Below are 25674 nucleotides of genomic sequence, written 5' to 3' on the forward strand. Positions count from 1 at the left end.
CAGAATGGCTATCTCAATAACCCATTTGACCCACGCGAGCTTCACCCGGATACCGTTCATTTGCAGTTCGTTCGATACCGTCATCCGCTTGCTCCCCATGTTGCGGCCCTCCAGCCTGGTTGTCTATCTCTCTCTGTCATTATGGTCTCGCCCCACTCTGCATTTCCTGAATCCGTTTCCGCAACGCCTCGGTCTGCCGGGAATCCTTCTTGGTCGATGGTGCGGCGGTAGTCCCTGATTGCCGCGCCCTGATCGCATCGGCCTCTTTCTTGAGTTTGGCCGCATTCTTCTCTTTGGTTTTCAGCCGTTCCAATTCCTTCTGAACGGCCTTTTTCAACGCCAAAGATGGATTGGCGACGGCAATCGAATCGGCAACCCTCTGTTTTTCCCTTGCGACAACTTGGGCATCCGAATCCTTCGACCCATCAAAATACTTCCGCGCCTCCGGGGTGCTCCATCTTCCGAATATGACATTTCGTACTTGACTCTCAACCGTTCCCCCTGTTTGGAAAAGAGTATTTCCAGCCTTGCTTTTGACCTCTTTTTCGTTGGCGGCCCGAATCCCACCGACCGTTTTTTCTATCTGTTTTCCACCAAACGGGGGAACTATCGTTGTCAGCGGTTTCTGCAATCCCTGAGTTATGAAGGCGCCGGTGCCAAACCGAGACGGGTCTTGGGAGCCAAAGAATTTCTTTCTCATATCATCGGTCATAATGTTCGAGGATATAGATTGACCGAAGGGAAGGTTGGAGAATACCTCGCCGGCGATTCTACCGGGAACCTGGTACAACTTCTTTTCTGTCGGAATATCAGGATCGGACGCTATTGTCACCGCATCCTTGACCGCGTTTACCGGGTCAAACGATACCTGACTACCCCGAATGTTCCGGGCAAACTCATTGAAAATATACGACGCAACGGCAAAAGTGATTAAGGCACCGACCTGTTTGTTTCCAACCATATCTCGCAAAACCCAAGCCGCGTTTCCAACTTCGACCTGGAACGGGGCAATCAAACGCAAGACCCTCGACTGCATGACAATCGGGATTTCTCCGATCCCTCGTCCGGCTACCATTTCCCGCGTCCATTTGTCGGCCATCATAATCGGATTTGATACCCGTTCATTGATGGCTTTCCGATACATCGAACTCCATGTGAAATAGTCAGCGCACCTGTTGACGGTGTTCATCAGCCATACCGCCGTCTGTTTGGAATAGGGACGGGTATAGAGATGAGTCTTCTCCCCAACCCAACTCAATTCAAATTTATTAAAGGCGGTGTTGCTATATCGTTCTTTTAGAAACGCTGACTGTTCGATTGCCTTGTTTTTTAGGAAGACAGACGCAACGGCATCCTTTAATCCCAATACGGAATTGCGCGGTCCGGCCTTACCGATGGCATTAGGAATGTTTCCCAACTGACCGACAAGAGCGGACACATTGCCAAGAATCGCGTTCGACCGCATCCGGCCGCCGACCGAATTGGCAAAATTCATCGCCCGTTCGCCACCCAATTCGATGAATGGTTTATCTATCGGGTTTATCATTCCCGACAGATTATCGGCCCAACGATTAACCGCCAAGGTCGTTCTATTGAGATTCCCCGATTTCTCCGTCGCTTTGGTCAAGGCATCAGCGAAAGACCGTAGACGGGCAACCATCGGGTTAATATGTATGGCGTAGGAAACGCCCTGGATGTAGTTGGCGTAGCCGGCGGCTGCCGATTCCCCACTCTTTGATCCAAGTCTCCGGCGCATGAAACCCAGAGTCTTACTCTTTGGTTTCATAAAGTCACCAGCCCGACTCATCCCTGTCGGAACGTCGGCAGGATTCTCGAAATTCGCAATAATGTCCCGTACCCCGCCCAATTCTTTATAGTGGCGAAAGTAGTCTTTGCGTTTGGGTATCTGCTTGTCGGATTGTCCGGGATATATCTTCTCCGCGACCGCATTGGCCTGATCCAGAAATAAATCGTATTTCTGACGATACCACTTTTCGGCAGCAACTATCTGGTCTGCCTTCGCCTGACCAAATTGTTTGACCACATCTGCGACCGTCAACTGACCTTCACCAAGGGCCATGACCGCCCGGTCTGCCGGAGTATGAGGTTTGATCCCAAGACCCTTTTCAACTGTCCGATTATATTCAGCAAGGTTTTCCAGTTGAAAATCAATCGTGTTATTCTTGGCTTCGAGCAACGGTTTGACTATAACGTCATCAGCCTTTTCACCAAAGGCACGTTCCATATTGCGGAAATTGTCACGGGTGTATGCGGTCGATGGGCCAATATCTTTGACCTGAGAAATATCACCACCAATCTCAACCTTGCCCTTTGAACTGAGAGTAATGTCAATGGCGGGACCCTTGCCTACCGCCGCTTTCCGGGTCAGATTCGCCTTCACGTCCTCTTTCGCCGCGGCCTTGGAAATGAGTATGGCATGGTTGTAGAGTCGTTGCAGTTCCGGCCTGATTTTCTCTCCAAATTCGGCCACCATCTCCGCCGACCACTTGGCAAATTCTACCGTTCCCCTGGCAATCTTGGCTGCCCCGATGACCGCCATGTCGCCCAATGCCCCGGTTAATTCTGGCAGGGGGTTCGCCGACAGGGTTGTCCCCATCTTTTTGGCCCGATCTTCGAGGCGTTTCTTGGCGGCGGCCTCCATCTTGTCGAGGGTCTTGAGGATTTTGGGTTGCTCGACGGCGGGAGCTATTTCTTCCGTCGGGACTTTCCCGCCTTCTGCAAAGAGATCGCCACCGCCTGTTTCTGTGCGGCCTTGTTCGACTTCGGGTGGGACGTTCCGATTGACCCCTTCTTCTTGAACGAGTGCATTATCTCGGAGATGTTCTTCTCCACCACGGACTTCGACTTTCCCTTTTTGAGCGGAGACATCTTGTACCGCCTTTCTCAGTGTTTCACGTGAAACGGCCTCTTTCTCGGCCTGTTTTTTCGCCTTCAAGGTCGCCCGGACTCTGGCTTCCGGGTCGAGGGCATAGTACCCGCCCTCTTTTGTACTTTTGGCGCTGACCAGTCCTTTCCCGTTGAGATCGGCAAACAGTTGCGTTCCCTCAAACCCCGGCCCGAAATAGAGCCGACCGCCGCCGTCTTTGGCGATTTTCAGGGCTTCCCGGTAATGGGCCATTGCCTGTGCGGGAGTCGCCCCTTCGGGAATCGGCCGCATGGTGAATATTGGCCGACCACTTCGTTTGGAGGTCTTGACATAGACGGCCGATTCAGAGATGGGGATAGGTTCCTGCTCCTCAACTATTCTTTGTTTCAATGCCTTTTTAGAAGCGACCTTTCCCTTCACCTCCATTGACAAGGCAAGTTTATTTACCTCGTTGCCCCATATAGATTTCCATTCCTTGTCGAACCGCAATTCATAGGCGAACAGTTTTCCCTTTTCCATCTGAGTCAACAATTCGCCCGACTTCGCCCTCTGTTTCAGAGTAAGCCAATCCTGAACCGTACTGGGGTTGAAAACGTAATGCCCGGCCTCACCCTTCACCTTTGTCGCCGGGACTTCAATTATCCGGCCAGCTGGGTCTTTGACAAAAACGCCCGGATATTCACCCGCCGTATATCCTTCCGGCGCGGGCAAGAGTAGAGGTCCAGACGGTTTTACCGGCTTTTCTATAATTTCCGGTTCAAGATATTCTCGAAGTGCCACCCTCGGAGATTTTCCGCCCTTGATTTTTGAACCGATACCCGTCGCAATCGCCACCGGCAATCCGGCGTTCACCAGCGTTTCAATCGGCCTCTGCCGGAGTTCTTCCAGCGCGGCCTCTCTTTCCGGGGTCGGAGTAAAAGCGTTCGGATTTCCGGGGATCAGACCGGCATCCCACAGGGTCTTGATACTGCCCCCGATTTGGCCCACCATTTCCGGTATCTGACCGGGTTGGGTCGCTACGTCGGCCGCAAATAGGGCTTGGCCGGCCACAGGGACAAGATAAGGCCACATACCCATGATACCGGCCCCGACGTTCTGACCCATGCTCCCAGAGGCCCGCAGGAGGTCGTTCATGGTTTCGGCTAGGGTCGGCGATGTATCAAACGGCGGTTCACTTTTCTGGTCGGGTTGATTGAGAAATTTGTCAGCCGTACCGGATTGAGCGAACATATTCAATAATCTTTTTCCGGTATTGACAGCTGCATCCCCTGCCGCCGCCGCGCTTATCCCAACTCGGTTCAGGGTCGAAAGCCCCTCGTCCTCCTCACCATAGAAATTGTACCCGGCGGACAGCTTGAACTTGCCGGGGTACTTGGCTTCGAGGTTCGCCATGTACTGCCGCATGACTTCCGGGTCGGGCTGGTTCGGATCGGTGACGCGGCTGTCCCACATCTGCCCGGTATATCGGCCTTCCTCGTCAATCTCCGGGACTTCGTACTTGGCTTTTTGGGCGGCAATGGCCCCGTTCAGGATTTGGCCGACCTCATCCCAATTTACGGTTCCCTCTGTCCGGCCTTTTGCCATAACCTAAAACTTTCCTATGTTCCTGAAATTGGAAATGAACTCAAAGGTATTTTTGGCATTGTCCTCTGCCGCCGTCTGAATTTGTTCCGCCGTCCCATTCGGCAGTTGTTTCCTGGCAGCCTCCAAAGCGTTCATGTAGAGTTCTTGTGCAACAGACCCCGAATCCTGCATTTCAGGAATTTCACCGGCACTCACCAGATAGTTGTACTCACGGGGGTGAATCCGGTTAAAACGGTCGTAGATATAGGACAACGGCTGACCGGAACCGATGAGCTTGTCATAGAAATTGTCAAACAGGTTCCGGGCGCGAGCCATTTCGATTTCTTCCGGCTTGATCTTTTGTGCCGCCGCATCCGTCCGTTTGTTCTCCGCCTGAACCCGCTTGCCCTCCATCAGACCGCCGAGACCGTAGTTGGCACCCGTCAAAGCCGTCTTCCGGCCCTCCTGTCGCATCTTCGCCACGTCCATGCCGAGGTCGTAATTCGTGTCGGCCATCTTAACCCGGCCAGCGATTTGTTCCAGAGCCAGAGCCAGTTTTTCCTTTCGCTTGGCCTGCCGCTGTTTATCCGCCACCGTCATTGTCTGCACGACTTGGGCGACCTTGCCAGGTGCACCCCGACGCAGAGAACGGTTCCCCGATGTCAGGTCGTGGATGGCCGCGATAGCCGTCAGTCCGCCAATAATCGGATTCTGCCACTTCTCCCAACCCCGCACCGGCTGGTTGTATTCCCCCATCGCCTTTTCCTCGTCGGCGACCTGCTGACGGAGAAGTCCCTGTCGCTGATCGGCAATGCCTTGCGCCCCGAAATCATCCGGTTGGGACAGTCTGGCAATCTGATTAAGCCAGAACGACTCATCGGTCGGCATTTGCAGACCCCTCAAATCAATCGGTAATCCTAAAGGCATGGCTCACCTCACAAAATTGACGACGCTATACTTGCCGCCGGGCCAAGGAAATCCATCCAACCCGTGTCGTTCCCCTCGCCCTGTTTCATGTACCCGGCGTACAAGCTCATCAAGTCCTGCATACCCGATACCCCCATCTGCCGACCCTGGCCGATGGACTTTTCCAGAAGACTCGACCGACGTTCAGCCGCGTTCGCGTACTCCGGGGCCAAGACCTGATTGGCAAACATCGTTTCACTGGCACCGCCCGCCCGCGCTCCCAACGTCCGGGCCAATCGACCCTTCATTGCTCGTGCCATCAGTCTCCGCTTCATCAGCATGTACTGGTCGTTGTTTAGCGAAATCTTATTGATTTCGTCGGGACTGTACAACCCGTACTTCGCCATAGTATTATAGGCCGGGCCGAGCTGACCACCCACGTCCTGCAACAAATCCATCGGGTTCGACCATTTCCCCGGATCGTGAAACCGAAAATCGTATGCCGTACTCGCCTGACTGTTATCACCCACGACGGCCATGATACCGCCCTCCTACTTAAAAAAGGCCCGAATCGAGACCAAGCCCGAATCCGTGACCGATGAACTTTTCACCACCAATGTCTCACAATTCGTTGACAACCGGGTGCCGTAGTAATAAACCGATGCCCCGGTATCGCTCAAAATCGGCGTCACAAACGCATAGAAATTCCCGTGACTGGTCGGTTTCGTCCGCTTCGCCGTATCCGAAAACTTGGCCTTCAAGACCAGTCTCGCCTCTCCCGCCGACAGCCGCAGAGTGTCCACAATCTCTTTCGGCTCCTGCGTCCGGCCCTGCCGTTTCGCATGGGGGGCACCGGCAGAGTTAATGGGGACCTGGGCAAAGATGTAAGCCCCGGCGACCATCAAAATGGCTATTATCACCGCCCGACTAACGAGCCGGCGCCCGCCCAAGCCTTGTCCAGTACATTTCCACATTGTTTATCGCCGTAAACCTTCCATGCAACCGAACCGAAAAATACCGACTGGAATTGGGCGGAAACCAGAAGTATTGTTCCGCCCAATCCTGTCCACTACCGAAGGAAAAGGAATCGGTTGCGATTTTCACGTTATCCTGATCGTACACGTCGGCGACTACCCACTTGGTCGCCACCCCGGAACAGGTCAGTTTCGCCCCGACCGCCCGGACAACCCACTCACCGTCGCCGACAAACGGAGTCTGATACTCAAAATCGAAGACATTGCCATGCCCGACCGAAAACGGGGCAATCCCCGAATCAGTCAGACTGTCGTATTCACACCAGAAAAATGACCGGATCGCGTCGTTCTCATAGACCCACCACGAGTTGTCATCGAACCCGGCCTTGCCTTGGATGGTGTCGTACCGGAAAGACCCCTCCGGTTTCAGATCAACGGTATAGGTTTCAACACTCCACGTCCCGGTCGTCAGGGAAAACGAGACGGCCAGCTCTTTGGCCTTGGAATAGAAATTGACCTTATCCTTGAGGGCGTACGTCCGCACGTCTCCGGTGAAGGTGGAGTCGAGAAGGTCCTGAATCGGGGCCGACAGGTACTTCGGTTCATCCCCGGTCATTGCGTAAATCTTTTCATCGCTGGTCATAAAGAATATCATGTCACCGGCCTTGATGACCGACCAGCGATCACGCGCTCCGTACTCCGAGGTCAACCGGGTTACGGACAGGTCATACTCCGGGTCTGTCCCGGTGATGGCAAAGATACTGTTATGCTTCCATGCCAGAAGCAGGTCGCCAGATGATATTTCAAGTTTTTCGACGGCGACCAGTTCGTCATTGTCGTTTTCATCCATCGACAGATAGTAGGCGGCCGACCAGTCGTTTATGTCGTCGATGCCCGAATAGTACAGGCGTTGCGGGTAGAGCGGGTCGCCGATACCCCACAACCGCGAACCCGAATACTCCATGTCGGTGAAGGGAATCCGGTTGGGCGCAACCAGTATCGGTCGGACAAGGACTTCCCCGCCGTTATCGACTTCATGGTCATAGGTGTAGGGCGATGCCGTTCCACAGAGGAATGAATCGCTTTGTCCTACCGCCCGGTATGCCTGTGAAAGAGCCGAAAACGCAATCGGTCCGTTGGCGTACATCGAATCAGGGACTTCACCCATGAAGAAAACTGACCCCTCCCATTTGTTCAGAGCCAGATCGACCGGAATTTGCAACTCACAATAGAAGACCGTTCCATCATCGGCCCCAGTCAGGTCGGGGTTATGGACACTCCGGTAAATTCTCACAAAATCGGTCGGACATTGCGCCCGTGACAGATAAGGCAGAGAATAATACCACCCATACCATAGGGGACCATCCACGGAGTCAACGATTTCGTTTGCTCTGCCCCGTGCCGTAATTGGAGATTCAATCTCAGTGATCGGATCATACCAAGACCAACCCGGATAGACGTTCCCTGCTGCTTCCGGGTATTCATAATGAATCGCCAAAGTCTCGGCCGTATCCTTACGATTTGCAGCCATCCATCCATATCCAGCCCCCCGGTAGAATGGGAAATCCGCTATTGTACTGTCACCGGGATTCTGTCCACTATCAATCACCATCGGTTGATCGTCTAAGCCTTTCCAGAATGTCTTGACCAGTTTCCAATTCGAGGCGAGAGTTAGGGAACTGTCGCTCAACTTTCCTTGGTTGGCATCAATCTTGTGCCGGAAAAGACGAATCAACGATGCTCGTTTCGATTTTGACATACAGGAACTGTCACCCAATACGTAGGGGGCACCCAAAAATCCATCAATCGCAACAATTTGCTTTTGTGGGGAAACGACGATGGAATGATAACCAGTATCGGCAATCGTGTTTGCCATATTATTAGCATGATAGACGGCTACTGGTTCGGTGAAGGCATAGGCATACTCATACGTCCCGCTCAGTTTCGTGGTCGTATTGGCATCGTACACCCGGACACGCGGTTCGCCCGGACGAGCGGGAGAGAGATCAATCCACCGGGGACTATACTTGGTCGTATCGGGATCGGCGGCATCATCCAACTGTTTCAGGGACAACACCGAGGGCAACCCCGATCCGTCGGCATGAATCAGCATATCCTGAAAGCGGACGAAATCGTGGTAGTCGTTCCAGTTGACGATCTGCCGCTTTTGGGTTGCCAAATCGTTCGGGATGGTCGCCTTAATAACCGTCCCAAAGGTATCTGTCAGCCGGAGCAAGCCGACAAGGGTGTCGGAGTTCCATTTCCATTTCTTTGCTGCCGCAAATGTAATCGAATCGGGCGAACCGGAATTAAATGTCCCGGTGGAACAGGTATAAATAGAGTCGGTAAATTTGATGACCCCGGCGATGACCTTCTTTCGCAAATCCTGATCGTAGTACCCCGTCGCCCCGGCCACGTCCTTGTCCGTATCCGACTGGTGAACCATACCCCGGCGAGGCATAATCAGCCCCGAATGGCTGGAAATATCGACATTTTCCGCGTACCGGGACATCGCCGCGTCCAGATTGTCGAAATCCGACTGGGAGTTCATCCCCTTGGCACCTGGCGATGGGATCAGAACCTTCTCGAATATCCCCGCCGCCGCGAAGATCGTCCCGAAAAGCAGGATAGTGAATATGACGGCCTTACGACTGGTCATTGTTTAGCCACATCAAACTTTGGAGTGTATTTCGCCACCAACTTCTTCGCCTTTTCCTCATACTTGGTAAGGAGTTTGTCCGATTGTTCGTAATCCTTGGCAAACTCATAGACAAGATGTTGGCCGTAGATAACTGCCAGCAACGTATAGGCGGCCTTCAGGTAAACCGAATCGGCCGAACTGTCGATCAGGGGATGCTCATAGAAGCACTTGAAATAGATGCTGTCCACCTGAATCGGGGCCGGGAGCAACTGCACGCTGTCATTCCAGACGATGTACCCGCCCGGAGTTTCCCCCGACTCTCCACCAAGCTCAATCGTATTCCCCGCATCCTCCCAAAACTGCGGATAAAACGCCTTTATCGACTTCGTATTCCCGCCCGAAAGGACAACGGCCGAGATGACCTCCACAAGACTGTCCTGAAGCGCATAGAAGGCTTGCCCTGCCACCGTATTGACCCGGAAGGTCTTCTGATACCCCCCCACTTCGGTCGAGACCGTCAGACACGCCTCCTGCGTCAGCCGGAGCAAAACCGAGTCCGGCGCCAGAACCGTGTCATAGATATTCGTCTTGAGCCGAAGCCGGGCCATAAACTGACCGGCCGTGTTGATGTCCGTCCCGGCCCAGACCGGCCCGACCAGCAGGACGGCCAGACCGACCGCGAATATCAGTCGTTTCAGCATCGGTTGTTCCTCTGGGAAACCGCCCAATCTTGGGCGTCCCGGTCATGTTTGCTCATCCCGAACTCGCTGGCCGCCTTGTGAAGGTTCTGATTCGCCGCCGAACTCGGCGAAATCAGTTCCAGCGCCTTGGCATTTGCTGCCGCACCCTTCTCCGTTATCGCCCCCCAGAAATGGGCCAGCGACATATAAACAAGGACACTGGCAGACTTCACCCGCTCCACCCGGTTCGGAGTCAGAATCGACTGGTAATAGACCAGCAGACTATCCGCCGAAAGGGTCGGACAGTTGAACTTGACCATCGGCCGGCCATCGTCAGAGGCCAGAATCGTGTAGTAATCGGGCACTCCGGCCGATGCCGACGGGTTATCGTACTCGTCGATGAACCGGGCCGGGGGAACATAATCCAGAGGTTCCTGACTATCCCCCGTCCCAAATTTCATCGCCCATATCTCGTCGATGTCGTCGGATTCTCCGGCGATGGTCAATTCCCGCGTCCCGGCGGCGACCGTAATGGTATAGGACTTCAACAACCCGATGGCTTTGTACCGCTGGGTTATCTCATCCAGAGCCAGTTTGATCGCCCGACCGATCCGGGAACTTTGTTTCTTTTCCGCCGGGTCAAGCTGATCCCGGATTTGTTCGGTAATCTCTTCCAGCGTCATCAGCATGGGTTACTACACTTTCTCGATGTCGTGTTTGGCGGCCTCGGATTTATCCTCTACCTGGGATAATTCCGTGTTATGGCGGACAATCCCGGCCCGATGAGCAAGATGCGTTTCGGTATGGGTCTGGGCCGCTTCAATCGTCGGGCAAAGGATAATCTGACCGTTCACGAAAGACCCGCAGGACATGATGTATTCGGCCTTTTTCTTGGCCTGTTTGTCCCGCTCGACGTTGAGGACACAGATATGGTCGTAAAACTGAATCCCGCGATCCGGCTTCTTGATCGCCCCGCTGTCGGCTTTGACTTCGGGTTCAAATCCGCCAACTTCCATCGTGGCCGCAGGCGACCAGAATATCCACTCGGTTTTCGGTACATCTTTTTCAGGTGTTGCCATGACAAATCATTCCTTTCAGACGGGAGGCCGGGTACACTCCGGCCCCCCGGTTGGTGGTTACATCCAGCGACTTAGGCGTCGCCGTAATTCTTCCGCGTGACCCCGAACTGGCCGGTCAACACGGCAGTCTTGCCGGTTCCGTTGAACGGACTGGCAACGACGTTCGTATCCGCATGGAGCCGAACGATGAGCCGATAGCCCGGACGAGACGCCACGGAAATTTCCTTCGACAGAGACGAGTTGATTTCCTTCAAGGTTGCGTCCGCCAAAGAGGACGACCACAGAAGGATTTCCGTCTCGCCCTGCTTGCCCTCATACAGATTGAGGGTCGCGCCAGTGGCGTTGGCTTGGGTACAGGCCAGATAAGTCAGGACGTTCATACACTGCGCGTCCCAATCCTTCCGCCAACCGCTCGCCTTGTTGCTGGTGAAAAATTCGCCGGAGATGGCGAATCCGCTGACATAGATGCTGGTGATCGGCGCAAGAGTCTGGTCGATGTAGAAGGTCACTCCATGCGCCCCGATGCACGAAGTCGCCACTTTGGGCTTGATGGTCGAAGCACTCAAGTCCGCCCGCAGACAGGTGATGAGATAACACCGGAAACATCGGCTGGCATTGATGGCATCCTGAACCGCACCCATCGTGGTATAGGTGGCCGTTGCCACCACGCCCGATTCGCCAACAACATCTTCATCCGCCGGAGTCGTTCCCCCGGTTGTGAAGGTAATGTCGGTAGTGGAAGTCCATACGGCCGTTGCCGCCGTCGCACCCGTCCCCAGTTCGGGAACGTACTGGACGACAAAACCGGGGGACGTTTCATCCCCGATAACGTGTGAAATGGGAAACGCATTGGCCAGCGCTTCCTCGACTTGTCCTTTATACATGATATTCCTCCATGTTAGCCACGGTTATTGGTCTAACACCGTTATGTCGATGCTGATGTCGTAGTATGCCGGATAACCGGGGGTGGTATCCGACACAGTATCCGAAACCCCCCACATAAGCGAGAGAATCGGTTTGAAAATGGTGTCGTTCGCCGCCGCATACGCCAGGGCGTAGTGCAGAGTACAGGGCAAGACCTCACAACTATCCTCCTTGAATACCGTATAGATCACTCCGGTATCGACGACACGAGCCGTCAAGAGGTAGAGGAATCCCGAATCGGACGCGCCGCCCCCACCGTCGCCGGTATCGGTCGTATTGTGAAGGATAATGTCGGCATACAGACCCCCAATTCGCCTTTCATCCGTGATTAACTGGATCAGGTCGATGGTGTCGTATGCTATGGTCTTGCCCGCTACGTTCGCTTGAACAACGGTAGTATCCAAAGTGTCAACTGGACAGACAATGCCGGCGGCAGGGTTCTTCCAGACAAAAGGAAGTCCTTTCTTTTTAGCCGTTATCCGTACCGTTGTATCCTCACTGACTATAGTGTATTGTGCCAACAAATCCGTGACCGCGTTACCTGCGGCCGCCAGACCGTCGCATATATCGGCAATTGAGGCATTATGACTTGCCGTGTCGAACCTCATCGTATCCGCATCACCCCAGACGGTGAAACGAGTACCACCCATTGTCGGCACCTGTTTGACCTTGGACCTCAACATGATGTAGGTCGTCGAATCTTCGGCTTTAACCGAATCCTTCAGACCTGCCTTGTTGTTGATGAGATACACCAAAGTGTCATAGGCGCGAGCCGCAGTCCATACCGTTTCCGGCGGATTCCACACGATGCCGTAGTTGGTCGTCGCCGTAGCCACGGAGCAGATGTAGTTCCGCGTCGTGTCAATCGTCGTCACTTTCAACGACAATTTCATCTTCTGCGCCCAAGTCGTATATACAATCCCCTGACTGTCCACCGGCGAAGTTGTCGTCAAAATCGAACAGGCATAGACGTAACTATCAAGGGCAAACAGGGGTGTAAACAAATACACCTGCGCCGTGTCCGCAGCATCGTTCACATAGACCATGACTTCCTTGGTCTCGTGAATCGACCGCGAACCGGAACCGAAGGCCAAACCAACGGCCAGAGCGAGGCCGAATAACAGCGTCAGGTAGATGGCCGGGTGCTTATCAGTCCATTTGGTCATCTCCGGCCTCCTTCCTTACAACAGGTTTGCGCCAACGAACATCGCGTGTCTCGACTCCGACGCCAGCATAATCGAATACTGCATCCGGTACAGGTCGCACAGCCTCTCCGTTTTCTCCGGCGCGGTTTTGACGTTACGCATCAGTTTCAGGCGGCCGTCCGGCGCGAACCGGATTTTGAACCGCTCCATGTCGAAGATGAACCCGTACCCCTTGGTGATCGGGTCGGTCATCAGCGGCATGGGGATCAACGTGACGCGCTTGCCGTGACAGAGATACTCGAAGGTATCGAATCCGTGAACCTTGGACTCCGGCGAAATCCGCACTTTGTCCTTGTCCCACATCGAAACCAGTTCGACGACGTGGGTGGACGTGTACAGTTGCAACGCCCCGGTGATGTCCGGGTTCTGGTCGCAGTAGTCGCCGATGAATTTGCGGAAACCGGACTCATTGAATACCCCGTTGAAGTCCTTGTAGAGCGTTCCGCCGGAGAGGTAATCCACTACCCCGCCGGTATAGTTCAGCGTCGCCGGAGCCGTCCCGCCGGTCGAACGGGCCGAAAAGAGAATCTCGTTCTCGTTCCAGCACCGCAGGGCATAGTAGGTGTCGTTCTGGTACTTCTGCCGCAGGGCGCCGGCACCGCCATAGACGGTCTGCGTCCAGTCGGCGGTCAGGGTCAGTTCGTACCCGAACCGGGACAACGAGGTGTAGTTGTACCCTTCGGACGATTTGAGCATCGCCGTCCGGTACGTTGCATCCTCATTTTCGGCCGATTTCGGCATCCCGGCAATGAGAACATCACCAGCCGCCCATGAAACGGCGGTACTGCCGAGCGCCGACCGGGTAACGGTGACGGAGTTGGTGATTGACTGGGAATCGACGGTGGCAAAATCCCCCGTCCGGGGATTTTTGAGTACCTGACCAGCCATCAGGAGGGGACCGCCGGATTGAACAACCAGCGTGGTTCCCGTTCCCGCCGACACGACCACGAAACGGTCTTGGATGCGCTCGTGTTTGCCCCAACGGTTGACGGTCTGCTTGAGGGTGTCGCCCTCGGCGCGTCTCGAAAGATCGGAGAGGACGGGTGTGACGCTCGGATAGGACAGAAACAGGGACGGGTGCATATCGACAACTTGCTCATTGGTCGAAAATGCGTTCCCGGTTCCGCCAGTTGTGAGGGCGGTTGCGGCCCTGATTCCTACTGAATCGTAATATGGCATTGCAAAGTTCCTTTAAGTTCCAGGTTCATAGGGAGTTCTCGGCACAATAGTCTCCCACGAATCGGGTTTCGCCTCGCCAGTCGTCGAACCGGGGACAGATGCCCCGGCGGTGGCACTGGCCGATGCCTCGGCCGCTTTGATGGCCGGGTTGGGAGGTGCCGGTGTCGTCTTTGCAGACGCGGCAGTCGTTCCTTTCGTGACCTTGATGAGATAGGCGGCGGCGTTGAAGATGTTCCCGCCGAACCGTTCACCCTTTTTGTCGCTCCGCATCAGGTGGGCGATGACGGGTTGTTCCGGTCCATACACCGCGTCCATCAGTTCCTTTTCGGGGATAACGGAGCGCTCGGCTTCCGGCTTGGTAATCTCGCCATAGGCGTATCGGGCGAACTGGGCGGAAACAAAAGCCCTCTCGCTCATTTCGGTTGCCGCCGCGATTGCCGGGTCGGGCTTGGGTTCGGCCGGTTTCGGGGGTGCCGGGGGCGTCTTGCCAGTCGCGTTGTCTACGGCCGCCTGTGTCGCTTCGGCCTCTACCTTTTCGCCCGCGATCCGGGACAAGACCTTGATTCCGCCCGTGATGTCGTCCACGTTGTTGTACCCCACTTCCGCCAAAACTCGTTTCGCCTCATCAATATCGGCTTTGGCCGCTTTGTAGTCGGCCAGTTCCGCCGCCGTCAGGGTGACGGTTTCCTCCGCCGGGGTGGTCACTTCGGCCACTTGGCCGTTCTGACCTTCCGGGGGATTCCCGCCCTGTCCGTTTGCTTGATCGGTCATCTGACTGCCTCATCTTTTTTAGGTTCGTGTTCTTTCATTATAGCGTCGAGTTCAAGTTGGGCTTTTCGACCTTCCTCTATCGCCGCTTCTATTCGCGTAACCATAAGGTTGTGAATAGTCTTGAGTCCGACACGGGCCTCTTCCCGGATCTCCGGGGTCGCCCCGTCGTACAACTGTTTTTGGAGTTCGGCCTGATATTCAGCCGAAAACGGCACCATCCATTCATGGAAAAATTCGCTGTCCTTGCCTTGTGCCGTCTGCCGGCCACGCCCGACCTTGAACCGGAGTTCGTTTTCGTGGCGCTTTTCTTCTTCGGATTGGCCACGTAATTTATTTTCGACGTAATTGACGGCCCGTTTGAATGGATTGTCTATCATCGCCTACCCGCTCCCGGCAGGCCGTATCCCTGCCCCGTTCGACCTTGAATAGCGGGAAGAGTCGAACCGATTTGCTGGCCGGAGTTCCCGCCCATTTCCTTCGTGTTCCCCAGTCCAACCGTCTGCCGTTGCAGATTCATTTGGTGTTCCTTGATATGTTGCATCCCAACCGGCGTATTGGCGACGACCTGATGGACTTCCAGATGGAGGGTATGCGGCTCGGCCGGATGGACGGGCAACTGGATTCCCTTAATCAGAGCCATGTTTTCCTTGTGGGCCGCCATTTCCAGCATATCGTTGTTGCGGATCACCCGGTCTTTATCGGGCAACTGAATCACATTCCACGCCGTCCGAATCAGTTGCTCCTGATCGACCACCGGATTGTTCATCAGAATCGGGAACATTTCGATCAGGCGCCGTACCATCGTCGGCTTATCCTGATTGGCGCGGGTATCGACCTCCACGTCAAACCAGATCGAGTCGAATAACCCGGCGATGTACTGCCCCTGCCGCCCGTCCCACCCCGTAATCTCCCGGTTCTCTTGCTGGAAGAAATTCCACAGTCGGAGCTTTTTCTGCCAAGCCGGTTCAAAGTAGCTGGCCCGGAGTTGCTCGATCATGTGCAAAAGCAGGCTCCGACCACCCTGTACGAGGGCTTCCACCGCCGTCGCCGTTTCCCGTCGGTCGGGCGACCCGGACTGGACGTAATCATTCAGTTTCATTATCTGCTGGATGATCTTGCTGATTATCGAGGCCAGTTCAAACGACCCCTGCGATGAAGCCGCCTTGCGTAGAGGCGCGATAGCCCCGGCGACCCCGTTGAGTCCCTGCGTATCAATCTTTATCAACTTACCCATCTCAAAGGGCATGTAGTCGGGCAACTCATTGGCGGCCTGTTTATCGGCCACGTACATATCGTAGATGTCGCGTTGTTCCCGGTCGATGATATGATTGAAGATCAAAAAGAGGTAAAACCACATGTCAAAGGCCGGCTCGATCAGCCCCATCGGGAATTTCCGGCCCAACTGGTTGTCCACGGTCACAAAATCGTATAAATCCCACCCGGCAATCGGCAGGTCGTTTTCCTTGATTCCAAGAATCTCGTCCTCGTTACCGATGTCCACGATCAGGTCTTTCACTTCCCACGAATCCGGGCCGGTCTTTATTCGGAAAAGCCCCCGGTGTTCCCGGACGGCAATCAACTTGTCGGCATATTGCTGGTCTTTGTCCTTGCGCTGTTTCAGGGCATCCCGCTCTCCACCGGTGAACTCGTAATACTTCAACTGGTCAAAAGACGAGCGCCGGAGCTTTTCAGCATCGAAGGAATAGAAATGCCAGGGGACGTTGTTCAGGGCAATCAGTTCATGGAGCGGCCTAAGATATTGCCGCCCAACGATTCGGCGATCTTCCAGACGGTCGCAGTTTGGGTCAAGCCGGACGTGGCGTATATCCAAAGGCAGGGAATCGGCGTATTTGTGAACCGTCCGGGATTCAAGTTTCGCCGACCGACCGTCACCATCCCATTCCCCAAGTTCCTTCCGTACCGGCACATTCACCGTTCGGTCAACCCACCGGGTTATCGAGGCCCCCAGACCGCCGACAAGCGCCTGATGGATGCACCGGCCCGCCGAGGTCGGCTCATTACCGAGGTCGTTCTGCCGCTGGAGTACCATTTCGGCCGTCTGGACCATCTCGTCGAGGTTTCGGGGCTGTCCGGGCCGGGTGATATGGCCGTAGGGCTTGGAACCGAACACGAGGTCGTTGATGGCGGCGCGGGATTGCTCGATATTGACGTAAATGTCGGCAGGGGCAACGCTGGATCGGTCTTTATACTTTCCGATGACGGCTTCGAGGCCGGCGGGGAGCAATCCCCGGCTCATGCGCTCGAAATCGTTGAACTTGAGGAAATACTCCCTCATTTCATTGGTGGAATCGTCCCAGAATCGGGTTGCCTGTTCCTTTATTTCCTTCTTTTCTTCATCGCTGAACGTCCGTATGGCCACCAAAGACCCCTTTCTGTCCGGAAACTGAACAATTCAAAGTCGAAACTGTCCAGATTCTTTACACGGGGGGCTATTACGACTATGTTTTATTGGAAGTCAATATAAAAGTGGGGAGAATTTCCCCGGTTGGTCAAAAAAGATGGGGAAATTCGCCCCGGTATGCAGGAAATTGCAGAGCTTAGATGATTCTGTCAACCATACCGTAGTTCAGACAGGTCTCGGAATCGAAGAAAATGTCGTGTTCGAGAATACCGTCCAATACCTCCGGCGGGATTTTCGTGAACTGGAGATAGATCGACTTGATTATTGCCATGAGCCGGTCAAGATTCTCCTTTTCGTCCTTGAACTCGCTGTATTTCCCCCAGAACATCGTCGAAAGCTGATGAATCAGCATCATGGAGTGACGAGTTATCAACCGTTCCTTACCGACGACGGAAAGGAAGGTGGCGGCCGAGGCACAGATACCATCGACGACCGTTATCACCTTTGACTGACAAGCCATGATATTGTCCATAGCCGACAGCCCGGCGAATACCGACCCACCGTAACTGTTGATATGCAAAAAGATAGGGGTTAGGGCCGGTTCGTCACGGATTTGTTTCCGAACGAGGTTGTCGTTATCCATCTGCCGGATCGCCCGGACGAGTTGCAGAGTTTCCGGCCTGCCGATTTCCGAATAAAAATATATTCGGTTTTCGATGGTTTCCAAGATTCGCGGTTCATGCACCAGAATTTCACCGGAAGATTTTGTCGGCACATCCGGTACTGCCTTATTCGACCATTTCATTTCCATAGAGACCTCTCTTTTTTAGATTTTGTTATTCGATCAACCAGTATTGCCCCACCGCCGGTAGTTCGGTAGATAACCCGGACTACCACCCGTTGTGACCCTCCTTCTGGTCTCTGGGTCGTCCTGTTGTTCGCCCAATATCTCTCTTGCGTAGGCCGAGGCGATCATTTGGAGCGTATCCTGAGCGTCTGTGTACTCGTTTTCCAGCGGTTGTTCGCTCTCTTTGTCGTAAACGTACCCCGATGAGCACCCGTCGATGAAATTCTCCATGCTCGGATCAAGAATAATCCCCGGTTCGCCATCTTTAAGCCACCACATCTTCCTGACGACCTTCATCCGGGGCGTTTCCTTGTCCCTTGTCCCGCAATGGGGATAGCCCATCAGCATCCTGGTCTGGTAAGTGTCGCCCTCCAAAAACTCCGACAGCGGTTCCCGGCCGACCCGTCGCCTGTCCCATATCCGGGAAATCTCGTCCATGTCCATCCGGGCGCCGCTCAAACTCCGGGTCCGATACCTGACCTTGGCATCCGGCGCTATCCCGTGAATTTCCGGGAATTTCGACCGCTCATACAGTCCGTTGGCGATTTCCAGCCCTTTTCTGCAAAACTTTGCAAAGGACTCCTCATTCCGGCCGATCATCTCCCGATACCCCCGCCAGACCCCGTTGGCATCCACCTGCCACAAGGTCATCGCCGGTTTCCGGACACCAAAATCCCATCCGATCAGCATCGGCCGGCCAGGAATCGGCCACAGCGTCTCTTTGCTGACGTGAATCCGGCTGTCGAACCGATTCCAGACCAAATCCCCGTCATACGACGAGAACGAACAGCAGTATTTCGCCCCGATCTGCGTCTTGGTCATCCCCGCGGTGATCATCTTGAACCATGCCTCGTCGTGTTCCGGGCAGTCATACCACATCAGCTTCTTGCGGGCAAACCCCTTGTATCCTTCCACATTATCCGGGTTCGCCCAAACCTCGTGAAACAGCTTCCCTTCCCGCGCTTTCCCGTTCGGCGTCGAGGCCGCGATCAATTTACCACGCCCAATGGTCGGCACCACCCCCCACCAGCACGTCGCCGCGTACCTCTGCCACGCCATTTCATCGAAAACATACTCCGAGAAGCCAAACCCCTGCGCCCCCTCCTGCTTCATCGCAAAGCCCTGTATCGACCCCCCGTTCTGGAATATCTTCAAATCCACCTTGTTCGTCACCATCGGATTCCTCGCCCGCATCCAGTCCGGCAGGCAGTTATACATGAACTGAATCCGACCCATCTGGTAGAACATCAACGGCTCGTCAATCGCCGAGTACGCCCCCGCATACACCTGGTCCGACCCCGGCAATCCCGAATTGGCAAAAAAGGCCGACCTCAACATCCGCAACAAAAGCAACATCGACACCTGCATTCGCCGGCTCTTGCAGATAATCACCCGGTCGTTCTCATCAATCAGCCGGTTCAACTCGTGCAAATGCCTGAAATTGATCGGAAAAGGACGTATGATCTTCCGCTCCTCGTCCTTCGTCCTGATCTCACCGGCCTCGGCAAACGTCCACAGGTTCGAGCAGCAAGCCGCATACACCTGGTCGTTGATACTCCGTAACGTCTCTTTCGTGATGATGTTAGCCATCAGTTCAACCTCACCCCGCCCGGCACCACCACAATCTTCTTCCTGTCCTTGCCAGCCAGAATAGCCTTCACGTCTATCCCCGAAGCCTCCAATACCTTCAATATCGCCACAATATCCGACTTCACCCCCATCGCCATCCCGTTGTGCGCCTTCTCCAACGTGTTCAGGTGCACCTGCAACTCGTCAATCCGCTTCTCCAACCCGTCCTTCTGCTTCTCCAAAAGTTGTATCCGACGGTATAAATCCCGATTCGTCACCTCGTCAGCCATTTTTGCCCTCTTTCTGCTTGACCGCCCACGCCCTCAAATCCGCCATCAGAACCCGCTCACGAATGATCCCGTCTGCTATCTTCAGAAGCATCGCGTCTTTTTTCGCCTGTAATTTTACCGGGTCGTCCCTGTCGGTAGGGGAAATGCCTCCCACATCAGCATATCGACGGTCGTGAACCTCATCACATACCTCAAGATAGATAGTGAAATCCTCATCCTCGCATCCCGGACTTCTATATATCTTCCACTTAATCTCAATCGGGCCGACCGTCGTCTCCATAAATTCATCGTTATATGTCTCGTCAGCCATTTTCAAGTTCCTTTATTCTATACATCATTTCCTCATTATCCCCCTTCAGCCCGGCTACCTCAACCTGTAATTTCCGGTTTTCCGTACATAACTCACCGTTCTCCATGCGAAGATTGAATTTCATCGCACTCAACTCATCCTTCAGCTGGGCGTTCTCCGCCTCTAACTCCTTGATCTTTGCCCTTTGTTCAACGTTCAGGGCACATATTTGATCCAAATCATCCGCCGTTACCGGAATCTGTATTGACGGTTCCAGTGGATTTGGAGTGAACGTCACCCTTGGCCCGGCAGGTTTCGGAATAGCTTCTACCTTACCACCACCAAATATCCGCGCCTCCCATCCGCCACACCACTGATTCGGCAAAACCACCGGCCAATTCGTCACACCCAAAAACGGCGGACGAGCAACACAATATCCATCCGGCCGATACCCCTCCTTCTTGAAAAACCGGCACGTGCCACAGCTCTTCACAATCACCTCGTCTACCATAATCATACCTCCTATCTAACCAAAAAGGTTACATTCAAAAAACTCTATACCGGAAAAAATCTATATGGGTCACTTAGGTACCCCCTTCTCAGCGGCGGCCGGGTCGGTGTCCCCCATCGGTTCGGTCGGTACGGGCGGATCGTCTGAATTATCGTCGGCAGGCAGGGCGGAGGGGGTAGTGGGGCTGCCTCTATGGTCATCGTCGATAACTGTATATGTGGCTTCAGGCAGTGCTTTGGCTGCTGTCATGCGTTCAACGTGGTGTGAAAGAGTGGTAAGATGGCGCTTAATCACGGCCAAGAGTTCTTCATCTGTGTTGGGCTGTTGGTACGTGACCTGCTGCACTGCCATGCTTGCGGCTACTGCCGCCTGCACTGTGGCTGTCGCCCCTGCTGCTGCCTGTACCCTGCGCTGTTGGTGTTCAATAGTAAGGCGTAAGCAGGAGTTTGCTGTTTGCAAGATCAAAGCTGTAAACGCTACCGGGAAGCGAAACGACTTGCCATCGTCCGCAATCGGGTCCAAACTCAAGACCCGATCAACAATCTGTGCCGCCTTCGGCGCCGACCGATGAAGCTGAACCACGGATGTGGACAGTAGGTCGAATACGTTGGTGGAATTGAGACCTCGATTGATCCGAGCTGTGGCGGCGGTAGGGGAGACGTTGAGGAGTTCGGCTACTTGTGTTTGATTGAATCCCATGAGGTGAAGGGAAGCGGCAGTACAGTCACGAGTGACGGCCTTGACGATTTTGGTTGAAGCGGCATCTTTGAGAGCTTTTTCGCCTCGTCTGATGGCTGCCTTGTGGCGGGAATCGCTGAAGATCTTCGGTCTTCCAGTTTTGAGTTTGACCTTTTTCCGTTCCATGTTGGGAGATTAGGGTTTAGTTGAATTGGAGTCAAGCGGTATTTTGTGGGGATTTGGGGCTGATTTTGGCCGTATCTTTGGTCTACCCTTGTCCTGATCGTTGATTGTGGGGTCTGTGGCGTGTCCATTTTCTGAACAGATTGGGGGATTTAGTGGATATGGGGACTATCCGGGGCCAGTTGGTATGGGTCGAGGCTTTGGGAGATCGGGCCATGTTGGGGCTGAGAGTCGGTAGTTTGGTGGTTCGAGCTGGTGATGGTGGTTCAAGGGTTTGCTTCCGGTGTAAATGCTTGGCTATAATGGAGTAAGAGTTGTTTAACACTGCGGGAAAGTTGGAATCCGGCCAAGTCCGCCGCCGGTCGATTTTTTGATCGTTGTCCGGCATATCCATTTGTCCTGAGCACAACCTCTGGGGGTCAATGGCGCACCTACCACTTTATTTGTTTTCTCGGATCGGCTATGCTTCCATTGCTTGCCCTCAGAGGGCGCGCCGTCGATCAGTGGGGAGAGGGGAAGCGGCTTCGTCAAGCCGTAGCCGTATGGAATTAGGGCAGTCCCGTTGTTTCAGGGAGTTGTAAGAGCATCAATAATAAACCGGGATACGATTGTCCGATCCCGGTAAATATCTTCGTTCTTGAACCGGGCAACGCGCAGACCGTGACTCTGCATTATTGAATCCCGATTCCGGTCATAACCTACTTGGCTGGAATGGATAGAGCCGTCGATTTCTATGATGAGTTTGAGTCTTGGAACCCAAAAATCAGCGATATAGCCAAGCGTGGGGGTTTGCCTGTGGACTCTTACTCCGCATTGTTTACCCTTAACTGTATCCCAGACAATAGATTCAGCCTTAGTTGGATTCTTTCTTAGTTCTCTGGCGCGAAGGATTTTTGTCCGGGGCATTCTCTTGCGGAATGGCATCAGTATAACTCCGGGCAATAAAAAACCCCCAACCAGGCCAGTATGGGGGTTCGTAAAAGGTCTCGGTCTTTCCGAATAACCTGATTTTGCTTTCTTTCGGTTCCTGTCCCTATGTTGGCCTGGTTCAACATAACGCTGGGGAGTTTACCCGTCTCAAACCACAAACGCAAGTCTTTTTTTGGCCTGCCTTCACTTTTTTAGGATAGGTGCAAAACTGCCCTTGTGGTTCAATAGGTTACGCCGAAAAATACATACACCTTGTTTTTTGACCGATTATTTTAGGCCCAAAGACCGGCCAAAATACTATCCTATTGAATATCAACGGCTTGACCCCTGCATTATTCTTTACCTTGTTGAAAGATTTATCTTGACTATATAATATAGTATAGGTATATTTCCGATGTAAGGGATAGACACTCAAACAAGGGGAAATGAAATGATCCTAACCAAAGAAAACTTTGAGGTTATACGGGCGGCGTCCGATGATGAGACGCGCCTGTATATTAACGGTATGCTGGCTATGTCTGACGGTACGACCGTAGCGTCAAACGGAGCCATGATGTTTCGCGTTTCGCCGTCTTCATATAAGGATGACGAATACCCTGAAATCAAGTATGGCGACAAGACCATGAACAACGGCGATTCTACGCCGATCACCAAGGACGTTTTTATCAATACGCCAGTCGCCAAACTGACCCTCGCCCAACTTCGCAAGCGCAAACGGACGCTGCCCATACTGAAAGCCGCCGAACTGGTTAATGTGAACGGCAAGCCGACCATTTTCGCTACCGACCTCGACACGCCGGTCATATATCCAGTGCCCGATGCTGAGGAAGCCTTGCGTCGGGATCAGGTTGAATCCATCCTCAAACAAAAAGACGCGGAGTTTAAGTTTTCCATCCGCTTGCGTCTGGATGTACTGCAACCGCTTATCGAATTTGTCCGCAAGACCCAGTACACCGCGCCGGGCGGCCAATACATCGACTTTGATTTCACCGGGCCAAAATCGGCTGTCTATTTCCAAGCCGGGGAAACGGATACCAACCAAAAGATCGACGGCGTGATAATGCCCGCGAATAGAGATTAACCCGGTCGATGGATAACCGAAACCGAAAATTTAACATGAAAGAGGTCTACGATGAAAGTTGAAAACATGACCAACGACAGGGGGAACGCCGTTCGCAATCAATTCGTAATTACCGATGGCGATACGGTCGTTTTCCAGTCCTACGATACGATCATCGTTAAGGTCGTGTTTGAGGACGGCAAACGACAGGTATATCTTGACGAAACGTCCTGGGATTATTCCAAGACCACCGGGAAATATCGCAACCTGTTTTTGGGCGAGACCAAAAAGGAAACCGAGCGCAAAATCAAAGACGGCACGTACAAGCTGGCCGATCTGAACCAATAGGAGGCAAGACCATGACAACCAAGCACACGCCGGGGCCGTGGACTTTGATGGATGAACATCTCCAGAATGAAAATACTGGAGACGATTATCCGATGATAACGGCATGGGATGAAGTCAACGAAGTATCGGTAACGATAGCGACAGCTTGCCCGGATGCCGATGAAATGTACGCCAACGCTCGCCTTATCGCCGCCGCGCCGGAACTGGCAGAGCAATTTAAGACCATGACGGAAGGATTTGAGGCTATGCGTGCGGCCCTTGCCGAATGCTGTATCGACGTTCAAGCGGATTACCACCGTCGAGGGGTGGCTATTCTAAACCAATATCCGGCAACCGTCGGATTTGATTCCCGCGCCCTGTTGTCGCGGGTCGAGGGGGAATAATGACCTGCGGCATATTCCCGACGTGGCGGCAGTTGTTTGAGACGATCGGCGCCGCCTTGCTGGTGATCGCCGGTTGCGCGGTTGTGATAGCCTGCGCCTGGCTGATCGTGGTCTTTGTGTTGGCATAAACCGAAAGGGCAAGGCATGAAGGTAAAATACTATCCGGCAACGGAGAAGTGTACGACCTGTGGCGGTGCATGTTGTAAGGGGTATGCTGGTATTGTTTTACCGGAGCAAATCCCCGGTGACTCAATTCAGGAGCAAGCGGCCGAACTGGTCAAGATGTTGCGGTCGAAAAAATACTGCCTCGACTATTGGGAGGCATCACCGTGCATCTATTTTGTTCGGCCGTCCCACAAAGAATGGAAGGGCGAATTGATTGACGCCTCATGGGGCGGCGAGTGTGTGTTTCTCGGTTCCCGTGGTTGCCGTCTCAAACCGGATAAACGCCCGGCCCAATGCCAGATGCTTGAACCGACAGAGGACAAATGCGTCGGTCATTTCGGCGGGAAACTACCGGGGGCAAAGGCATGGCGGCAACACGGCCTTTATCCTCTTTTGTTGGATATTGTCCGAGGGCTTGATTTTGACGAAATATCCGAACGGTATTGCAAGTAACTCGAAAGGAGATATATTTTTATGGGACGATTGAAAGAGAACCGCATCGTCAGCGCCTTGTCCATCCAGTTTACCCCGGCGGACAGGGCTTTGATCTTGAAGGCGGCAGAGATGGCCCGGATGACGATGACGACGTGGGCGCGTATCAAGCTGGTGGCGGCGGCATCGAGGGCGGTCAAGATGTCTAGCCCCAAGCCGGAAAAGCACGAAGAAACCCCGGCCGAGTGAGTAAACCGCTGGGATCGGGCTGGCCGGGGTGGAAACCTCGCCCGGTTCCGGCATTTAATCCGTTTCCTGTTGAGTGGCCCCGGTGACAATGGTGTTGCCGGGGTTTTTTATGTAAGTGGAATACCAATTTATCCTCAAGTTTTTCCCTGCCCCTGCCGATACAGATAGCAGAACCTATAACGCGGAGGCTTGCAATGACCAATCAGAGTATCGACAAATTGAGAGACCTTGAGGCTTTCCTAGCCGGTGAGGTCCGCGGATTCAAACAAGACGCCGAGATTGCCAAAGAGAAAGGCTTCGGGAAGGCGGTCGCATACTGCCTGGGCGTGTCCTGGGCGTATGAAAGCGCCCTCGGGAGGCTCCGGGAGGCTATGCCGGGCCGTCTGATTGAGGTTGTAACACGAGATATAGGCGCAAATGGGCCTGAAAACGCCTAGGAAAGGCCAGATTTGACCAAAACAAAGGGGTAGGCCGGGAATAGCCTGCCCCTCAGATAGCCCCTCTCAGGGCTTCACAGGCGTTATTTTTGAGGAGGTTCGGTTCCGTTTTCCTTCACGGTCACGGTCGGC

The 25674-nt window shown here is 53.9% G+C and carries 26 protein-coding genes; 7 read left to right on the top strand and 19 right to left on the bottom strand.

What is annotated here, in order from left to right:
• Positions 1–139: 139 nt before the first annotated feature.
• The 19 genes from WC356_04230 to WC356_04320 form a co-directional block, all read right to left on the bottom strand.
• Positions 140–4471, bottom strand: coding sequence for a hypothetical protein (locus tag WC356_04230; GenBank protein MFA5382350.1), 4332 nt, complete (start codon positions 4469–4471; stop codon positions 140–142).
• A gap of 3 nt (positions 4472–4474) precedes the next feature.
• Positions 4475–5338 carry a hypothetical protein gene (locus tag WC356_04235; GenBank protein ID MFA5382351.1) on the bottom strand — a complete coding sequence of 288 codons (864 nt, stop codon included), beginning with the start codon at positions 5336–5338 and terminating at the stop codon, positions 4475–4477.
• A gap of 47 nt (positions 5339–5385) precedes the next feature.
• Entirely contained in the window at positions 5386–5895 is a 510-nt protein-coding gene (locus WC356_04240; GenBank protein MFA5382352.1) for a hypothetical protein, read from the bottom strand.
• Positions 5896–6283: 388 nt separating this feature from the next.
• Positions 6284–8989 (bottom strand): hypothetical protein, encoded by a 2706-nt coding sequence (locus tag WC356_04245; GenBank protein ID MFA5382353.1) that lies wholly within the window; start codon positions 8987–8989, stop codon positions 6284–6286.
• Positions 8986–9672, bottom strand: coding sequence for a hypothetical protein (locus WC356_04250; GenBank protein MFA5382354.1), 687 nt, complete (start codon positions 9670–9672; stop codon positions 8986–8988). The genes WC356_04245 and WC356_04250 overlap by 4 nt, the downstream gene beginning before the upstream one ends.
• Positions 9666–10340: a hypothetical protein gene (locus tag WC356_04255; GenBank protein MFA5382355.1), complete on the bottom strand. Its 675-nt coding sequence runs from the start codon at positions 10338–10340 to the stop codon at positions 9666–9668. The genes WC356_04250 and WC356_04255 overlap by 7 nt, the downstream gene beginning before the upstream one ends.
• A gap of 6 nt (positions 10341–10346) precedes the next feature.
• Positions 10347–10730: a hypothetical protein gene (locus WC356_04260; protein ID MFA5382356.1), complete on the bottom strand. Its 384-nt coding sequence runs from the start codon at positions 10728–10730 to the stop codon at positions 10347–10349.
• A 71-nt stretch (positions 10731–10801) separates the two neighbouring features.
• Positions 10802–11614, bottom strand: a complete 813-nt coding sequence (locus tag WC356_04265; protein ID MFA5382357.1) for a hypothetical protein — start codon at positions 11612–11614, stop codon at positions 10802–10804.
• A gap of 24 nt (positions 11615–11638) precedes the next feature.
• Positions 11639–12820 (bottom strand): hypothetical protein, encoded by a 1182-nt coding sequence (locus WC356_04270; protein MFA5382358.1) that lies wholly within the window; start codon positions 12818–12820, stop codon positions 11639–11641.
• A gap of 15 nt (positions 12821–12835) precedes the next feature.
• Complete coding sequence (locus tag WC356_04275) at positions 12836–14038, bottom strand: hypothetical protein (protein MFA5382359.1); 1203 nt, start codon at positions 14036–14038, stop codon at positions 12836–12838.
• A 12-nt stretch (positions 14039–14050) separates the two neighbouring features.
• Positions 14051–14809: a hypothetical protein gene (locus WC356_04280; GenBank protein MFA5382360.1), complete on the bottom strand. Its 759-nt coding sequence runs from the start codon at positions 14807–14809 to the stop codon at positions 14051–14053.
• On the bottom strand, positions 14806–15186 hold the full coding sequence (locus WC356_04285; GenBank protein ID MFA5382361.1) for a hypothetical protein: 381 nt from the start codon (positions 15184–15186) through the stop codon (positions 14806–14808). Before WC356_04285 ends, WC356_04280 begins: the two co-directional genes overlap by 4 nt.
• Positions 15183–17189: a hypothetical protein gene (locus WC356_04290; protein ID MFA5382362.1), complete on the bottom strand. Its 2007-nt coding sequence runs from the start codon at positions 17187–17189 to the stop codon at positions 15183–15185. The genes WC356_04285 and WC356_04290 overlap by 4 nt, the downstream gene beginning before the upstream one ends.
• 178 nt (positions 17190–17367) lie before the next feature.
• Entirely contained in the window at positions 17368–17982 is a 615-nt protein-coding gene (locus WC356_04295; protein MFA5382363.1) for a Clp protease ClpP, read from the bottom strand.
• 33 nt (positions 17983–18015) lie between these two features.
• Complete coding sequence (locus tag WC356_04300) at positions 18016–19608, bottom strand: hypothetical protein (GenBank protein ID MFA5382364.1); 1593 nt, start codon at positions 19606–19608, stop codon at positions 18016–18018.
• The gene (locus tag WC356_04305; GenBank protein ID MFA5382365.1) at positions 19608–19877 is read right to left on the bottom strand and encodes a hypothetical protein; all 270 of its coding nucleotides are present in this window, start codon (positions 19875–19877) and stop codon (positions 19608–19610) included. The genes WC356_04300 and WC356_04305 overlap by 1 nt, the downstream gene beginning before the upstream one ends.
• A complete protein-coding gene (locus WC356_04310) occupies positions 19870–20187 on the bottom strand; it encodes a hypothetical protein (protein MFA5382366.1) in 318 nt (105 codons plus the stop codon). Before WC356_04310 ends, WC356_04305 begins: the two co-directional genes overlap by 8 nt.
• Positions 20180–20677: a hypothetical protein gene (locus WC356_04315; GenBank protein MFA5382367.1), complete on the bottom strand. Its 498-nt coding sequence runs from the start codon at positions 20675–20677 to the stop codon at positions 20180–20182. The genes WC356_04310 and WC356_04315 overlap by 8 nt, the downstream gene beginning before the upstream one ends.
• Positions 20678–20746: 69 nt before the next feature.
• Positions 20747–21541, bottom strand: a complete 795-nt coding sequence (locus WC356_04320) for a hypothetical protein (GenBank protein ID MFA5382368.1) — start codon at positions 21539–21541, stop codon at positions 20747–20749.
• Between the two features lie 1357 nt (positions 21542–22898).
• Here WC356_04320 and WC356_04325 point away from each other — a divergent pair.
• From WC356_04325 to WC356_04355, 7 genes are all read left to right on the top strand, one after another.
• Positions 22899–23549, top strand: a complete 651-nt coding sequence (locus WC356_04325; protein ID MFA5382369.1) for a hypothetical protein — start codon at positions 22899–22901, stop codon at positions 23547–23549.
• A 51-nt stretch (positions 23550–23600) separates the two neighbouring features.
• Complete coding sequence (locus WC356_04330) at positions 23601–23876, top strand: hypothetical protein (protein ID MFA5382370.1); 276 nt, start codon at positions 23601–23603, stop codon at positions 23874–23876.
• Positions 23877–23887: 11 nt separating this feature from the next.
• Positions 23888–24259: a hypothetical protein gene (locus WC356_04335; GenBank protein MFA5382371.1), complete on the top strand. Its 372-nt coding sequence runs from the start codon at positions 23888–23890 to the stop codon at positions 24257–24259.
• Positions 24259–24387 carry a hypothetical protein gene (locus WC356_04340; GenBank protein MFA5382372.1) on the top strand — a complete coding sequence of 43 codons (129 nt, stop codon included), beginning with the start codon at positions 24259–24261 and terminating at the stop codon, positions 24385–24387. Before WC356_04335 ends, WC356_04340 begins: the two co-directional genes overlap by 1 nt.
• Before the next feature lie 16 nt (positions 24388–24403).
• Positions 24404–24877, top strand: coding sequence for a hypothetical protein (locus WC356_04345; GenBank protein ID MFA5382373.1), 474 nt, complete (start codon positions 24404–24406; stop codon positions 24875–24877).
• Positions 24878–24898: 21 nt separating this feature from the next.
• The gene (locus WC356_04350) at positions 24899–25105 is read left to right on the top strand and encodes a hypothetical protein (GenBank protein MFA5382374.1); all 207 of its coding nucleotides are present in this window, start codon (positions 24899–24901) and stop codon (positions 25103–25105) included.
• Positions 25106–25299: 194 nt separating this feature from the next.
• On the top strand, positions 25300–25542 hold the full coding sequence (locus tag WC356_04355; GenBank protein ID MFA5382375.1) for a hypothetical protein: 243 nt from the start codon (positions 25300–25302) through the stop codon (positions 25540–25542).
• Positions 25543–25674: the final 132 nt, after the last annotated feature.

It is taken from the genome of Candidatus Micrarchaeia archaeon (assembly GCA_041653315.1).
Lineage (GTDB): Archaea > Micrarchaeota > Micrarchaeia > Anstonellales > JAHKLY01 > JAHKLY01.